A 16,841-nucleotide genomic window follows, 5' to 3' on the forward strand; every position below is an offset into this window, starting at 1 on the left:
AATGAACACCAAAAACATTCCATTTAAATCTTTATGTTTTGTATTTCTCTTGGTTATATTTTTTTCTTGTACTACAGAAGACATCTCTCCAATATTAATTGAAGTTAGCAGTACAGAAACAAATTTACTTGAAGATGATGGAGCAATTACAGTAACAGCAACACTAAATGGACCAGCTGCAGAACAACTTGTAATTCCTTTAACAATAGAAGGTACAGCTACAGTTGGAATTGATTATACATTATCGTCTTCACAAATTATAATTAGTGCAGGGACTAATTCGGGAGAAATTACATTAACAAGTATTCAAGATGATGAAGTTGAAGGAATAGAAACGATTAATATTATTGTTGGTGATACTTTTTTATCAACATTTGATATTAATATTTCAGTTACAGATGATGACGTCAATACTGATACAGATAATGATGGTGTTTTTGACGCTGTTGATGCTTGTCCTCTAGTCCCTGGGGAAATTAGTAATAATGGTTGTCCTTTTTCAGTAATTATTAATGAAGTTCTTTATGATCCACCTACTGGATTGGCAGGAGATGCTAACGGTGATGGAACTCGTGACGCTACCGATGATGAATTCATTGAGTTTTATAATGATTCAGATAATGAATTAGATTTAACAGGATATACCGTTTCAGACACGTCACAAGTTAGACATACATTTCCAACTGGATCTATTGTTCCTGCAAGAGGAATTTTAGTGCTTTTTGGAGGAGGAAATCCAACAGGAAGTTTTGGAGGAGCAGTAGTACAGCTTGCGTCAGAAGGAACTTTGAACATAAGTAATGCAGGTGATGTTATGACTTTAAGAGGTGTTACAGGTAATGTTGTTGTAGCGTTCGATGTTAATGGTTTGTCAGGGAACCCAGATGAATCTTATACTAGATATCCTGATTTAACTGGAGATTTTGTTCAACACGGAGCTGAGGTTCCAGAATCGAATGGAGCCTTATTTTCACCAGGAACAAAAGTTGATGGTTCTTCATTTTAAATATAAATAAAATTACATGTTAGGCCCTATATTATCTCTCATTTTTATAATTATCACAACACGATTGTTATTAAAAAAATATAATCCCCATGCAGTATTGATAATATTGGGTCTTTTAATGTTGTTGCTAGCAATGATTTTAAATTTCAAGATGCCAACTCTTGTTAATCCAACAGGTTTCGCTGGATTCGATCTTTTTAAATATATAAAAGAATCATTCAGTAAAACGAATGCTGGTGTTGGATTAATGATTATGGCTATTGGAGGGTTTGTTGCGTATATTGATAAAATAGGTGCATCTAACACTTTAGTTTATGTAGCAATGAAACCTTTAAAATTATTTAAAAAGCAACCTTATTTAGCTGCATCTTTAGTGATACCTATCGGACAAATTTTATTTGTTGCTATACCATCTGCAGCAGGATTAAGTTTATTATTAATGGCATCTCTTTTCCCTATATTAATCAATTTAGGGGTTAGTAGGTTGTCAGCTGTATCTGTTATAACAGCAAGTACTGCTATGGGAATTGGACCAGCATCAGCAATTACAGCAAGTGCTACCAACATAGCAGATATAGATACGATATCGTTTTTTGTTAAGCATCAAATACCTTTAGCGATCCCTTTAAGTATATCAATGATGATTACTTATTACTTTGTTAATCGCTATTATGATAAAAAAAATATTCAGCAAAAACAAGAAGTAGATATTCAAGAAGAAAACATTAAGACTCCATTGATATATGCTATAATTCCTATACTTCCAATATTATTATTAATCCTTTTTTCAAAGCTGTTTAATTTATTTAGCTTTCCTGTTTCATTAGATACAACTACGGCTATGTTTATTAGTTTATTTATAGCTATTTTATTTGAATTGATAAGAACTAAAAGCATTATAAAAGTTTTTGAATCTTTTAAAATATTTTGGAATGGAATGGGTAATATCTTCAAATCCGTTGTCACACTTATCATTGCTGCAGATATTTTCGCAAAAGGATTGATAAGTTTAGGATTTATTGATGGTTTAGTAAAGGTATCACAAAATTTAGGTTTTGAAGCGATAGGAATAGGGGTAATTATGTCTATTATGATTTTTTTTGCTTCTATGCTTATGGGGAGTGGTAATGCTTCCTTTTTTGCTTTTGGCCCGTTAGTTCCAAAAATAGCAGCCAAATTGGGAGTAGATAGCACTGCTATTATTTTACCTATGCAATTATCGGCATCTATGGGAAGAACAGTATCTCCTGTTGCAGGTGTTATTATAGCTGTATCTGAAATAGCAGGGGTTACCACACTTGCCATTGTAAAAAGAAATTTTATACCCTTAATAGTAGCTTTAATTATTATGCTCTGTTATCACTTTATGTAATTTATGTTAAAACTTTTAAAAAATACAAAACTGTATTCTCCTGAATATCTTGGAAAACAAGATGTTCTAATAGCTGGTGAAAAAATAGTAGCTATATCAGATAATTTAGATTCTTATGCAGAATATGCTAATGTTTATGATGCAAAAGGTAAAATTGTTACACCTGGCTTAATAGATCAGCACATGCATATTATAGGTGCTGGTGGTAAGACTGGTTTTTCATCTATGACTCCTGAGGTTAGTTTAAGTGAACTAATATCCTGTGGAACAACTACAGTAGTAGGTTTATTAGGTACGGATGGTACAGCCAGAAACATTCGTACACTTTATGGTAAAGTAAAATCCTTAGAACAAGAAGGAGTATCTGCATATATGTTTTGTGGTTATTATGGAATAGACACTGTTACTATTACAGATAGCATTCAAGGAGATATGATTTTTATTGATAAAATTCTAGGGTGTAAAATAGCGATTAGTGATATCCGATCATCTTACCCTACTGCAACAGAATTATTAAGAAAACTGAGAGATGTAAGGGTAGGAGGATGTATTGGTAATAAAAAGGGAATTCTTCATATACATTTAGGAAATCTAGATACAAAAATGGATATTCTTTTTGAACTTGTTACTAAATATCAATTTCCAATTGAGCATATTTCTCCCACCCATGTAGGAAGAACTAAAGCTCTTTTTGATCAAGCAATAGAGTTTGCTAAACTAGGAGGGATGATTGATATTACCACAGGAGCATCGCAATATACATCACCTTATAAATCGGTATTATATGCTTTAGAAAAAGGAGTAAATATAGACACAATGACTTTTAGTTCTGATGGACATGCAGGTCTTACCAAATTTGATGAGAAAGGTAACGCCATTGGAGTAAGACAAGCTCCTATCGATCAAAACTTAAAAGAAGTCGTCCAATTAATTCAAAAAGGAGGAATAGGAATCGAAGAGGCTTTTAAATTAATCACTGTAAATCCAGCTAAAAATTTAGGATTAAAAACCAAAGGAAGAATAGCTGTTGGTTATGATGCAGATTTATGCGTTTTCGATAAAGATTTTAAACTGCATGATGTTTTTGCAAGAGGACAACATATGATGAAAGACACTAATATTATAGTAAAAGGAAATTTTGAATAAGTAGTTATAATAATATGAATATGAAAATATTAAAAATAGTACCAACCTTTTGTTTGTTTCTGATAATCTCTCAGATACAAGCACAATCTGCTGAAATGAATTCTTATCGATTTTCAGAAGGATTACAATTTACAACAAAAGGAGGTAAAAAAATTAAAATGAGTGGTTATATACAACCACTTTTTGAAGCAAAACAGTATACAGAATCTGATGACTTTGATACTGAAAATAGATTTAGAATACGACGTGCTAGATTTAGAATAGATGGAGGATCAAAAGATCAGAGATTTAACTATCGTGTTCATTTTGATTTAAGTGGTTCTTCAGAAGTAGATGATTCTTCAAGTAGTTTTTTATTAGATGCTTATGCCTCATACGAAGTAACGAAACAATTAACTGTTCTTTTTGGACAACGTTCTACTTATACGGATAACAGAGAATTATTTATGGCTTCTAGTAGTCTTCAATTAGTTGAACGTAGTCGATTAACTTCTGCATTCGCCTCTATACGAGAGTTTGGTTTGTTTTTGCAAGGTAAATTTAGAACTGGTGGAGGTAGTTATTTAAAGCCTTATCTGGTGGTAACAAATGGTGATGGAGCAAATGTTTTTAGTAAGGATCACGGAGGAATAAAAGTTGGTGGACGTCTAGACTTTTTACCCTTTGGATTATTTACCAATTTTGGTCAGTTTAAAGAAGCAGACGTAATGCGAGAACGAACACCAAAATTAGTTATTGGAGCTAATTATAGTATAAATTTTGGTATGAGTAGCCGAAGAGGAAGAGGAAGCGGAGATATAATTTATTTGGATGACGATAACAAAGAATCATTACCAGACTACACAAAATATGGTGCCGATTTTCTTTTTAAATATCAAGGCTTTTCTATGTTAGGAGAGTTCGTAAAAAGCTTAGCTTCTGTGCCTTCCGATATAACACAACGTATACTTAATAGTGGTTCAACTTCTACTAGTTTTGACGTAGGTGGTATACAAGATGTAGAAAATTATGTAAAAGGGCGTATGATGTTAGGTGAGGGGTATAATATCCAAGCAGGATATGTATTTAAAAGTGGATTTTCTATAGATGGTAGATATACTTACCTAAAAGCAGATGAAAATTCTTTTTTGAATAATGATACATTTTACAGCCGTCCTTATTATTATACAATTGGTTTAAGTAAGTATTTAGGACGTAATTATGGAGCTAAAATACAAACATCATTTACCTACGTAGATGGAGATTCAATAAATGGTAGTGATGGTAACCCTATTGAAGGTGATGAGTTGATTGGTCGATTAATGTTAACTTTTTCTTTTTAAATATGAAAAAGAACAGTTTTATATTAATTTGTTTCCTATTAAGTGTAGCGACCACTTTTCCACAATTAAATCCGCAATCTAAAAAAATTACGGAACGCTATTTTCCTGATTCAGATAGTTTAGGAATTGTAACACCTGCTTTACAGAAAAAAAATGGATTTACAGATTATAAAGAACTTCTGATTTTTTCATATAATCAAAAAGATAAGCATCCAGATTATGTGAGTGTGAAGTTTATAGGAAAAAGTCAAAAAGGGTTTAGAATACCTATGGTAAGGCTAACCAATTCAAATTCCAACTACGATAAAATTAAAGTATGGATGCAAGGAGGTTTACATGGTAATGAACCTGCTAGTACAGAAGGGCTTCTATATTTAATGCACAATCTTTTAAATAACCCAATTTATAACTATTTATTAGATAAGATTGATTTATGCATAGTGCCTATGGCAAATATAGATGGTTATATGAAGCAAAGTCGTTATGCTGATAATGGATTGGATTTAAACCGAGATCAAACTAAGTTGATGGCTCCTGAAAGTATTGCATTAAAGAAAGCATTTTCTAACTTTAATCCAGAAGTAGGTGTCGATTTTCATGAATACAATCCTTATCGTAGAGATTTTGCAAAACTAGGCACCTTTGGAATTGCCGCTTTGTATGATATTATGTTCTTATATAGTGGAAATCTTAATGTTCCTGAAAATTTGAGAGTACTAACGGATACGCTTTTTGTAGAAAATGCTAGAAAAGTATTAACTAAAAATGGATTGCGTTATCAGAGTTATATGTCTACAGGAAACTATCATGGAGAGATTCAATTTAAAAAAGGGGCTAACAATGCTCGTTCTAGCGCAACTTCCTATGCTCTTACCAATACCATTTCAACTTTGGTTGAAGTAAGAGGAGTTAAGTTAGGTAGAACTTCTTTTAATAGACGAGTCGCAACAACTTTTCTAATAGGAATGTCTTATTTAAAAACAACTTTCAACAATTTCAATTTAGTACAAGAAGAAATAATGAAAGCACAGAAGGAGAATGCGAATAAAGACATTACAGTTACAAGTTCTCCAACGGTTTATAAAGATACTATTCAGGTGATAGATTTAGATACATATGACTTGATGGATTTGAAGGTAACAATAAGAGATGGTTTACAAACTATACCAAAATTAACTAGAGAAAAACCAGCAGCTTATATAATAGAAGCAGGCCATGAAGATTTAATAAAAAAGCTACATGTTTTAGGAGTTGAAACTTATACACTTATTAAGGAAACAGAATATAATGTAGATGCTTATTTAGTAACAGCGTATGATAAAAATGAAAAGCCTTATGAAAAAATGAATCGTCAGACCCTAAAAACTAAATTAGTAAATAAAACGAAACGGTTTCCAAAGGGGACAATTATTATTACTACAAACCAAAAAAACGCTCCAATAGTAGCAGAAGTATTGGAGCCAGAAGCACCAAATAGCTTTATAAGTTTTGGCGTGTTAGAAACTGAATTAAATAAAGAATTACCAATATATAGATTATCTAAAAAGAATTAAAATGAAATCAACAATTATGAAAAAAATAATATGTCTTACTATATTTTTCTGTATAGCTATTGTTAATGCGCAGGAAACAGAGCCTAGAAATAAAGCCAATTTTAAACTTGGTACAGGATTAAATTTTTCTTTTAACGAAGGTGCTTATCAATTTAATATTGGTGGGTTTATTCAACCTAGTATTAGTTATGAAAAAGTAAAAGGAGAAGATTCAGGGTATCAATTCAATTCTAAAAGAAATTTTTTCATAATCAGCGGTAAAGCAGTTAATGAAAAAGTAAGTTTTTTAATGCAAACTGATTTTAGTTTATCAGACCCTCTATTAGATGCTTGGGTTGCTTATCACCCTTATACATGGTTAACTATAACTGGTGGACAAAAACAAAGTTTTTTGAATAACCGTGAAATGATTTATAGAGAAGATAAACTACAGTTTACAGATAGAGGTATGTTGAGCACCCTATATAGTAAAACAGGTAGAGAATTTGGATTGTTTATAGAGTCAAAATTTGGTAACAGATTAGGGATTGCTCCAAGTTTTGCAGTAACATCAGGTGATGGTAGAAATTCTTTTGGAGCAGATTCGAGAGATTCTGATTTAGGCGGTTTAAAGATTGGTGCTCGTTTAGATGTATATCCAGCTGGATATTTTACTGAAGGGAATGATAAATATACTGCAGATATAGCACATGAACAAACACCGAAAGTTTTGGTTGGTGGAGCAATTAGTAAAAACAAGGGAGCAAGTAACGCTACTGGAGAAGGTCATGGAGATTTTATTTTGTATGATGTTGATGGTAAAAATAACTTACCTGATTACTCACAAATATTTACAGATATCTTATTTAAATATAAAGGATTTTCATTTTTAGCTGAATATGCTAGCAGTAGTGCAAGTAGTTTAGAAGGAACTTTTTTAGATGCTGGAGCAACCCAAGTATTAGCACCTCAGGAAATTAGTGAATATTTAGTTTTAGGAGAAAGTTATAGCTTACAAACAGGTTATGTAACATCTAAAGGTTACAGTTTAGATTTTAGATACGAAAATATGGAACCAGAATATAAGAATCACATTAATTCATTGTTGCAAGAATCAAAGAGTTATACAATTGGATTCACTAAATATTTTGACAGTAATAATTTAAAATTACAAGCAGCAGTAACATCTGTTGACTATGCACAAGGAGCTAACCTAATTAAAGGAGAACTTCTTTTACAGATTGCTTTCTAAGATATTTTATTAGTGATTTATTATTTGACAAAAATCATTTACTTTTTATTTTTTTTAATTTGTAAATGATTTTTTGTTATTTGTATTTTAATAGAAGAATAAAAATGTTTTTCTTTTTTAATAAAAAATTAGATTTAAAAAATAAACATGATTATAGAAACAACCCAAATCTTTTTAAGATTTGGGTTGTTATTAATTTAGATAATTTCATAGGAAATGATTCTTTTCTGAATCAGCATTACTCTATTAGTTCTGTATTTTTTCGAAGTGTTGCTAAGATTTATCCTTCTCTCAAGTAATGGCATTTACAGATACACTTATTATACTAACACTTTTGCTTAAAGGTTATTTTACAATTATTCTAAATAATAGGAAGATGACTTTAAACATATTCTTTATCTATAATGTAAATTTAAATTTAAACAATCTTCATTCTTCTATTTTTCGATGGAGGATAGATTTAGTATAGATAAGAAACTAGTTGATTTAGATAAAGAGTTTTTGTTATAAATCTCCAATAATTATTTTACAATTTATTCTTTCGGTTTAAAAATTACTTCAAAAGAACTACTGTTTTTAAGAATTTTTTTAGCCATGGATTGAACATTTTTTTGGGTTGTTTTATTTACAATATGTTCAAAATTCTTAGCGTCATTCATATTGTAATCATACCTAAAAAAGTTTGTAAGTAAACGCATATCATAACTATTCTTATCTTTTGATTGTTTTCTCTCCTTTATAAAGTTTGTTTTTATTTTATTTAAATCATTTTCTAAAATATTTCCATCAGCTATTTTTTGAAGTTCAGCTTTAACTATAGTAGCTAGTTTATCTGCCAAATCAGGGTTGCAATCAAACTTAAAAGAAATATATGCCATGGATTTTGGTTCCCTATAAAAACGTGCAGAGACTCTTGGACTATAAGCTCCACCTTCTGATTCTCTTACAGTTTCTGTAACACGTAATTGTAAAATATGACCTAAGACACTTGTGTAAATACTATTTTTTAAAGAATAAGGAAGTTCTTTTTTGTAAGAGATATTTAGAGAAGCCTTAGGATCTTTCATTTCTAAATAAATATCTTTATCAATAGTTTTTGATAGCCATTCTGCTCCATTATTTATAAAGGTTTCTTTTATATTTTTTGTTGGAATGCTTGCTAAATATTTTTTTAAAAGAGGTTTTAATTGAGCCTTTTTTACATCTCCTACAATAAAAAAATCAAAATCTGCTGCATCAGCAAAACGATCCTTATAGATGGTTTTAATTTTATCAAATGAAACCTTATCTAAATAACTTTGGTTAAAAATAGGTTTTTTAGGATTGTTTTTTCCATATAAAGTTGCTGTTATACTATCCTGCATTTTTTCATCAATATTATTACTCCTTCTTGTGATATAATTACTGATGTTAGTATTTAAAACTTGAAATGCTTGCTGGTCAAAACGTGGTTTTACAAAATATAAATGAACCATTTGCAACATTGTTTCTACATCTTTTGTATTTGAACTCCCTGAAACACTTTCATTAATTTCTCCTAAACCAATTCTAACACTGGCTGTTTTTCCTGCTAAGATCTTTCTTAAATCTGTTGCGGAAAAATCTCCTAAACCTGACATTTGGATTAGACCTTCGAGAAGGCTAGCAGAAGGCAAATTCTCATTTTTTAAAAGTGATTCTCCTCCGTAACTTAATGCATTTAAATCTACTTTGTTTTTATTCTTATTAACATATTTATAATGTACTTTTATACCATTGCCTAAAACAAAGGTTGTGGCTCCTATCTTTTTACTTTCTATTTCTTTTTTTATAGTTCCGTTTTTTATTAGTATTCCAGAAACTAAAGTTTTACCTTCTAAAGTTTCAGAATATGGAACCATGTTGGTATCGTTTTCTACTTCTTTTATGATTTGTTTTGCATCTATTTTTGATAGATTTTTCTCTCCTTTTATCCCCGTTACATTCAAGAATCTATTTTGTTGAGAATATAAGTGCTGAATGGTTAATTTTAATTCATCTTTAGTTATGGTTTTTAGTAATTGTTTAACTATTTCATATACTTTCTCTAAATCTGTTATAGGTTTGTTTTCTAAATAATTTTTGAGAATTATTTGTTCAATTTTGCCATGATCTCTATCGTTTAATCTCGCAATTTGGTTTTCATAAGAACTTTTTATATTAATGATAATCCTATCAATTTCTGATTGATTATAACCAAATTTCACAGCTCTAACAACTTCAGAAAGAACTTCTTTAAACGCTTCTTTTTGTTTGTTTTTCTTAGGAGTTATAGAAATGTCAAAAACTTTATGCGCTCTAGATAGGTCTCCATAAGAAACTCTCGATCCTAAAAATGAAGATTCAGGGTTTTGTGATAATTCTGAAATTCTAGAAGACAACATATTAATAGCCATTGCTTCCAATAATCTCTTTTTTAAATATGCTATGGTTTCTAATTGCGAAGGTTTTTTATGTCTAATGCCAAAACTTATTGAAGATGTTGAAACTTCTGGATCGGTTGCCAAACTATACATTAAGCCTTCATGATTAGGGATATTTACAACTAGCCTTTCTCTAGGGTTTTTAATAGCAGAAATTTTTGAGAACTTTTCTATGATTTTATTTTCAATTTCTTCAATATCAATATCTCCTATTATTGCAATAGCTTGTAAATCTGTTCTATACCAATCATGATAAAAATCTCTAAGTGTTTTATAATCAAAATTTTCTACAACAGACATTAAACCAATAGGCATTCTATCTGCATACTTTGAATTATTAAACGTAACTGGTGATGATGTTTTAAATAAACGTGCTTGTCCATTTTGACGTGTTCGCCATTCTTCTTTAATTACACCTCTTTCAGCATCAATTTCTTCATCGGTTAATAATAAGTAGTTGGACCAGTCTTTTAGAATGGTTAAACAGGTATCTACAAGCCCGTCTTTTGTAGGTATATTACTTAGATTGTATACAGTTTCATCAAAGCTAGTATAAGCATTAATGTCTTTTCCAAATACTGCTCCATGTTTTTCAAGTGTATTTAAAACACCTTTACCTGGGAAATTATCTGTTCCATTAAAAGCCATATGCTCTAAAAAATGTGCCAGTCCTTGTTGATCTTTATTTTCTAATATTGAACCTACATTTTGTATAATGTAATAACTAGCAGCACCTTTAACTACATCAGTATTTTTGATGTAATAAGTCATTCCGTTAGATAATACACCTTTTTTTATGCTGTTATCTATTGGTAATTTGTGATTTGGATCTAATGATTGTGATTTTAGAGTATGGACAAAAGCCAATAATACAGAAAATGTGACAATTAAAATTTGTTTCATATTTAGATTTATAGTTGCTATTCTAATTTTTCTAGAATAAATTAATAATATGTTTTCTTATTTCTATGACGATTTAAATTCTTAGAAAGACATTAAACTTTTGTTAAAATTATATTTAATATCAGCTCTGTTTAGGAAGTGTTTTTGAGAATTTTTCTTTTGTTTGTTAGAATTTTAAAGATTATTTTAAATGAGGAGGGCTTGATGGTGAAAAATTGAAATTAAATTGGTTTATTGTTGGATATTGATATATTTACGGTCTCTTAACTCATGAAATAGACAAAATATTTGAATAACCCTGCATTTACATTAAAGGAATTTAAAGAGATTTTTGAGTCTTTATACCCATCATTATGTCTTTTTGCAAACACATATGTAAAAGATATCTCGGTAGCTAAAGATTTAGTTCAGGATGTGTTTATTAAGATTTGGGAAAGTAATGTGAAACTCAAAGAAAAAACTTTAACAAAAGCATATTTATATACTTCTGTAAAGAATAAATGTATTGATTACTTAAAGTCAAAAAGAGTAAGAGTAATTAACAAACAGGTTGAAGTAGAGGGTTTAGATGTATTAGAGTCTGAAGCACATTTTAACAGAGAGGTAATTCTTATAGAAGCTAGCCAAATAATTCATGATGCTATTAATAGTTTACCACAAAAATATTCTCAAGTAGTGCTGTTAAGTATGAAAAACTTAACGAATAAAGAAATAGCAGAAGTACTATCTTTAAATATCAATACTGTTAAGGCACATAAAAAAATTGCGTATCAAAAATTACGTCCATTGTTAAAAGGATATTACTACCTTTTTATGTTGATTTTTATTGAAATGTAATTTCATATTCTTTCTTTTATTTTGATGTTTTTGTATTAAAAACATCAAAAAATTTAATTTTATTTTTACCCACCAACAATATTTTATCGTTATAACAATAATAGATTGATTTATGATGCATTTTAATAAAATTTTGGAACTAGCAAAAAAAATGTCGAGAGCAATATTATATTCAGAGAATATAGAGAGTTCTGAGTTTCTTAATGAAAAAGATAAAGAGGAAATTAAAAATAAGTTAAAACAAAATTCCTCTTATTGGAAAGAACGCGATACTATTTTAAGAAAAATAAATGTTGCGGAAGATTGGAAGAAGGTAGAGCAAAAGATTTTGATTCCTAAATCAAAAACTAAATATTTATTCAGGTATGCTGCCGCTGCAATATTAATATTAGGTTTAAGTTCTCTGTTTTTTATTTTTCAAAATAAGTTAATAAAACAGCCTGTTGAAATTACAGCAGGTACTGATAAGGCAACACTTATTTTAGGAAATGGAGAAAAAGTTGAATTAACACAAGCTAGTCGTTATGTAGGTGTAAATGCAAGTATGGTTAATAATCAACTAGAATATAATAACGCTTTTCAAGCAAATAAATTAAATGCAGGTGTAAATGTTTTAAATATTCCGAGAGGTGGGCAATTTGTAGTTCAACTATCTGATGGAACAAAAGTGTGGCTTAATTCAGAAAGCCAATTAAAATATCCTGTAAAATTCAATTCTGGTGAGCCAAGAACAGTTGAGTTATTATATGGAGAAGCATATTTTGATGTTACTCCTAGCTCTCAACACAATGGAGATCACTTTAAGGTAGTAACTAAAAATCAAAAAGTTGAAGTATTAGGTACTGAGTTTAATGTTCGAGCTTATCGTAATGAAAAAAATATTTTCACCTCTTTAATAGAAGGAAGTGTAAAAATAAGTAAAGATAAGATAACTAAATTTTTAACTCCAGGTTTTCAGTCTGTCGTTAGCTTAAATAACTCGGTTATTGAAGTTAAAAAAATAGATGTTAATAATGAAGCTGCATGGAAAAAAGGGCTTTTTATATTTGAAAAAGAGCCTTTAAAGGAAATGATGATTGAATTGTCACGGTGGTATGACGTAGAAATTGTTTTTATAAACAAAGAAAAAGAAAAATTTGTTTTTTCGGGATCTCTTAATAGGGAGGATAATATAAAAGATTTGCTTGAAAATTTAGAAAAAACAAAAGAAGTTGATTTTGAAATAAGAGGTAAAAAAATATATATAAAATAAAAAAAAGGAATTTCAGTATACACCTTCCACAGTATTCAACTAAAAATTCCTTTAAACTTTAATTAAACTAATGTCTAACTAATTCTTTGCAAATTTATGAAAAATAATCGGAATTGTACTTGGGTTTTTATAAACCCTAAAATATACAATGTACTTATGAAAACGTTTCTACTTCTGTTTTGTTCAACCGTTTTTAGCTTAACTCCAAACAGTAGCTTTTCTCAGGATTTTCCAATTAAAATTGATAAAAATCAATACCTTTCTTTAGAGGAAGTGTTTAAACTTATAAAATCTCAGACAGACTATCAGTTTGTTTATAGGTATGATGGAATCAAAAAAGCTTCTAAAGTTCATGTAAAAAAAGGAATAATAAAAACCTCAGAATTATTATCAAAAATTCTTTCTCCTTCTGGGTATACATACAAACTTAATAAAGATAAAACGATTATAGTCTCTAAGATACCGAAGAGCCAAGCTCTCAGAAAATCTTCACAACAAAGCGTTACTGTTAGAGGGACAGTCGTAGATTCACTTGATGTACCATTATCAGGAGCAACAGTTTTAATTAAAAATACGGTAAAAGGTGTTTCTACTGATTTTGATGGATCATTTGTTATAAAAAATGTAAAAATTGGAGCTACAATTGTTGTCTCACATCTAGGTTTTGTTGATCTAGAAATGGTTGTATCTTCAGAAAATTTTGAAAATCTTAAATTTATCTTAAAAGAAGATGTTAGCTTACTTGAGGAAGTAGTCTTACTATCAACAGGTTATGAAACCATTTTAAAAGGAAGAAGCACAGGTTCTTTTTCTAAACCAGATATGGATGTTGTTCAAACTCGTACAAGCAGTATGGATGTTACACAACGACTAGAAGGGCTCGTGCCAGGTCTAACAATAAACCGTAACCCAGGTGCTCAACTAGACCCTGTTTTAATTAGAGGATTGTCTAGTGTAAGTTTAACATCTACGCCATTGTTTGTGGTAGATGGTTTACCTATTGAAAATATAGGAGTAAATGAATTTGGTCTTCCCCAATCTGGTATTGTTAACATTAACCCTCAAGATATAGAAGATATTACAGTTTTAAAAGATGCTACAGCAGCTTCTATTTGGGGAGCTAGAGCCGCCAATGGTGTTATTGTTATAAACACTAAAAAGGGCAATAAGTCAGGTGATATACAAATTCAATATGATACTTTTACTACCATTGAAGGTAGGCCAGATATGGGGTATACAAATACGCTTAGTAGTAATGACTTTGTTCAAGCTGCCGAGGATATATTTGATCCTATTCTTCACCCATATGAAGAAGTTACTTCTTTTACCACAACAGGGAAAGGAATTCCACCTCATGAACAAATTTTATATGACGAATACCGAGGAGTCATTAGCAGTGCAACTGCGAGAAGAAGACTAGATAGTTTGGGGTCTATTGATAATAAATCTCAAATTGAAAATTTATGGTATCGTCCTTCTGTTCTTACAACTCATACATTATCTGTTTCAGCAGGAAAAAAAGGGTATTCGGTGTATGGTTCAGGTAACTATACAGAGACACAAAGCAATCGCCCAGGAACCAAAGATAATAGATACAAGCTTAATCTTAGACAAAATTTTGATTTAGGAAAAAGAGTAAATATTGATTTGATTACTGATCTTACTTATCACAAAAAATATACACCTAATAATATTCCAGTAGATGGGCGTTATTTACCTTATCAGCTATTTAGAGATAAAAATGGTAAAAACATAGAAATTTCGCATATGACGGAGCTAAATGATTCTATTCGTAAAGTTTATGAAGATGCTGGTAGAATTAATTTGGGTTACACTCCATTAGATGAAGTTGATGATCGATATACAGAAGATAGAAGAAAAAATATTAGAAATATTTTAGGAATCAATGTAGATTTAATAGGTGGATTAAAGTTTCAAGGAAAATATGGGTATACCTTTGGATCATTCGATAGGGAAGATTATGAAGATCATTCTACAATTCGTTCAAGACTAGAAGCTTTAGAATATACAGTAGTATCTTCTCCTGGTGCTGCTCCAACATATATTGTGCCAGTTACTGGAGGGATTTATCAGACTTCAAACACCAATAATGAGGCATGGACTATAAGAAATCAATTGTCTTATTCTTTAAATTGGAATAATGATATGCATCATTTAAACATAATTGCAGGTCAAGAAGCTCAAGAACAATTTAGCTATACAAAAATTAGTCGTGTTAGAGGTTATGATGAAAGACTACAAACATTTGATAATAGAGAGTATTCATCTTTCGCAGATACGGGAACACTTGTTTTTAATGTGGTAAAAGCTAATGCTCTACAACATCCTGCACTTGGTAATATAAGTAGTCTTGGAAGTCTTATTCAAGAGCGTCAATTTGGTAGAAGTGAAACGACTACTAGGTTTATGTCTTACTATGGAAACACTTCATATACTCTTAATCAAAAATATTCAATTAGTGGAAGTATAAGAAATGATCAAAGTAATTTATTTGGTTTAGATAAATCAGCTCAAAATAAGCCAGCATGGAGTACAGGTGCAAAATGGAATATTGGTAGAGAGAGTTTTATGTTAAGCAACTGGTTAAATGCGCTTTCTTTAAGAGCAACTTATGGTATTGCAGGTAATGCTCCAAATCCAGGTACAGCAGCTTCTTTTGATATCTTACAAGCAACTGGAAGTTCTTTTTTTCAAGGAAATACAGGTTTATTAATCTCAACTCCAGGGAACAGTAAGTTAAGTTGGGAAAGTACTGCTACCGCAAACTTTGGTATTGATTTCTCTTTGTTTGGTCGTATTTCAGGTTCATTAGATTATTATAATAGAAAAACAACAGATCTTTTAGGTAGAATACCAACAAACGGATTTACAGGATATAGCAGCGTTATTGGAAACCTTGGAGATTTAGAAAATAATGGTATAGAGTTAAGTTTAACCACTAATAATTTAAACTTAGGTGATTTCTCTTGGGTTTCTTCATTAAATGCTGCATATAATAAAAACACAATCACAAGTCTTAATATATTAAATGAAGCAACAACAGGAGATGGAAGAGTAAACGACATGTATGTAGAAGGATATGGAGCTTATGCTGTATTTGCTTATGATTTTGCTGGTCTAAATGAAAATGGTGATCCACAGATACGTTTAGCAGACGGAACTATTACAAGCGATGTAGACGTAGCAGGGATTGATGATATAAAATTTATGGGTACTTCACAACCTAAATGGACAGGAGGGTTAAGTAATACATTTAAGTATAAAAATCTTTCTTTAAATTTTAATACCATTTTTAACCTAGGATATGTTATGCGTAGAGATGTCAACACTTTTTATTCAGAAGCAAGATTACAAAGCTTTGGATTTAACTCGGGTAATATTCATACAGAATTTTTAAATAGATGGAAAGAGCCAGGGGATGAGCTTGTTACAGATATACCTAGACATATTAGTGTGCCTGATGGTACTAGAAATGTAAATTATTATATAATGGGAGATAACAACGTAATTAGTGGTTCTTATGTTAAAATAAGAGATATAAATCTTATTTATCAATTACCTTCTTCTATATTAAAAGAGTATGGAATTAATCAAATTACTTTAAGAGGTCAATTATCAAACCTTCTATTATGGGCTGATAATGATTATGGAATTGATCCGGAATATCATTCAGGAAATGGAGTCAGTACTGGCGGCGTTAGAACAATACCCCAAGGTAAAGGAATCACATTTGGCTTAAACGTAAAATTTTAAAAAT

General features: G+C 30.3%; 10 protein-coding genes. 9 read left to right on the forward strand and 1 reads right to left on the reverse strand.

Annotated elements, in window-relative coordinates; translation table 11 throughout:
• Position 1 precedes the first annotated feature (1 nt).
• From C7447_RS12050 to C7447_RS12075, 6 genes are read left to right on the forward strand one after another with little or no spacing between them, the layout of a single operon-like run.
• On the forward strand, positions 2-1,006 hold the full coding sequence (locus C7447_RS12050; protein ID WP_148870770.1) for a lamin tail domain-containing protein: 1,005 nt from the start codon (positions 2-4) through the stop codon (positions 1,004-1,006).
• A gap of 16 nt (positions 1,007-1,022) precedes the next feature.
• Positions 1,023-2,378 carry a C4-dicarboxylate transporter DcuC gene (gene dcuC, locus C7447_RS12055; RefSeq protein WP_148870771.1) on the forward strand — a complete coding sequence of 452 codons (1,356 nt, stop codon included), beginning with the start codon at positions 1,023-1,025 and terminating at the stop codon, positions 2,376-2,378.
• 3 nt (positions 2,379-2,381) lie between these two features.
• Complete coding sequence (gene iadA, locus C7447_RS12060; RefSeq protein WP_148870772.1) at positions 2,382-3,524, forward strand: beta-aspartyl-peptidase; 1,143 nt, start codon at positions 2,382-2,384, stop codon at positions 3,522-3,524.
• 20 nt (positions 3,525-3,544) lie between these two features.
• Positions 3,545-4,846, forward strand: a complete 1,302-nt coding sequence (locus C7447_RS12065) for a porin (RefSeq protein ID WP_148870773.1) — start codon at positions 3,545-3,547, stop codon at positions 4,844-4,846.
• A gap of 2 nt (positions 4,847-4,848) precedes the next feature.
• A complete protein-coding gene (locus C7447_RS12070) occupies positions 4,849-6,399 on the forward strand; it encodes a M14 family metallopeptidase (RefSeq protein WP_148870774.1) in 1,551 nt (516 codons plus the stop codon).
• A gap of 16 nt (positions 6,400-6,415) precedes the next feature.
• Entirely contained in the window at positions 6,416-7,630 is a 1,215-nt protein-coding gene (locus tag C7447_RS12075) for a hypothetical protein (protein ID WP_148870775.1), read from the forward strand.
• 533 nt (positions 7,631-8,163) lie between these two features.
• On the opposite strand, the gene C7447_RS12080 is transcribed toward C7447_RS12075, so the two are convergent.
• On the reverse strand, positions 8,164-10,974 hold the full coding sequence (locus tag C7447_RS12080; RefSeq protein ID WP_148870776.1) for a M16 family metallopeptidase: 2,811 nt from the start codon (positions 10,972-10,974) through the stop codon (positions 8,164-8,166).
• A 288-nt stretch (positions 10,975-11,262) separates the two neighbouring features.
• On the opposite strand from C7447_RS12080, the gene C7447_RS12085 reads away from it, so the two are divergent.
• The 3 genes from C7447_RS12085 to C7447_RS12095 all read left to right on the forward strand — a co-directional run bounded on the left by C7447_RS12085 (position 11,263) and on the right by C7447_RS12095 (position 16,837).
• Positions 11,263-11,811 (forward strand): RNA polymerase sigma-70 factor, encoded by a 549-nt coding sequence (locus tag C7447_RS12085; protein WP_148870777.1) that lies wholly within the window; start codon positions 11,263-11,265, stop codon positions 11,809-11,811.
• A 151-nt stretch (positions 11,812-11,962) separates the two neighbouring features.
• On the forward strand, positions 11,963-13,063 hold the full coding sequence (locus C7447_RS12090) for a FecR family protein (protein WP_170246018.1): 1,101 nt from the start codon (positions 11,963-11,965) through the stop codon (positions 13,061-13,063).
• 156 nt (positions 13,064-13,219) lie between these two features.
• Complete coding sequence (locus tag C7447_RS12095) at positions 13,220-16,837, forward strand: SusC/RagA family TonB-linked outer membrane protein (protein WP_170246020.1); 3,618 nt, start codon at positions 13,220-13,222, stop codon at positions 16,835-16,837.
• The last annotated feature ends 4 nt before the right edge of the window (positions 16,838-16,841 follow it).

Origin of the sequence: Tenacibaculum adriaticum, from assembly GCF_008124875.1 — a bacterium.
Taxonomy (GTDB): Bacteria; Bacteroidota; Bacteroidia; order Flavobacteriales; family Flavobacteriaceae; genus Polaribacter; species Polaribacter adriaticus.

What these genes read in the sequence shown, in the direction of transcription:
- C7447_RS12070 (WP_148870774.1), top strand. Translation starts at nt 4,849, where the DNA reads ATGAAAAAGAACAGTTTTATATTAATTTGTTTCCTATTAAGTGTAGCG.
- C7447_RS12095 (WP_170246020.1), top strand. Translation starts at nt 13,220, where the DNA reads ATGAAAACGTTTCTACTTCTGTTTTGTTCAACCGTTTTTAGCTTAACT.
- C7447_RS12075 (WP_148870775.1), top strand. Translation starts at nt 6,416, where the DNA reads ATGAAAAAAATAATATGTCTTACTATATTTTTCTGTATAGCTATTGTT.
- dcuC (WP_148870771.1), top strand. Translation starts at nt 1,023, where the DNA reads ATGTTAGGCCCTATATTATCTCTCATTTTTATAATTATCACAACACGA.
- iadA (WP_148870772.1), top strand. Translation starts at nt 2,382, where the DNA reads ATGTTAAAACTTTTAAAAAATACAAAACTGTATTCTCCTGAATATCTT.
- C7447_RS12090 (WP_170246018.1), top strand. Translation starts at nt 11,963, where the DNA reads ATGTCGAGAGCAATATTATATTCAGAGAATATAGAGAGTTCTGAGTTT.
- C7447_RS12050 (WP_148870770.1), top strand. Translation starts at nt 2, where the DNA reads ATGAACACCAAAAACATTCCATTTAAATCTTTATGTTTTGTATTTCTC.
- C7447_RS12065 (WP_148870773.1), top strand. Translation starts at nt 3,545, where the DNA reads ATGAAAATATTAAAAATAGTACCAACCTTTTGTTTGTTTCTGATAATC.
- C7447_RS12080 (WP_148870776.1), bottom strand. Translation starts at nt 10,974, where the DNA reads ATGAAACAAATTTTAATTGTCACATTTTCTGTATTATTGGCTTTTGTC.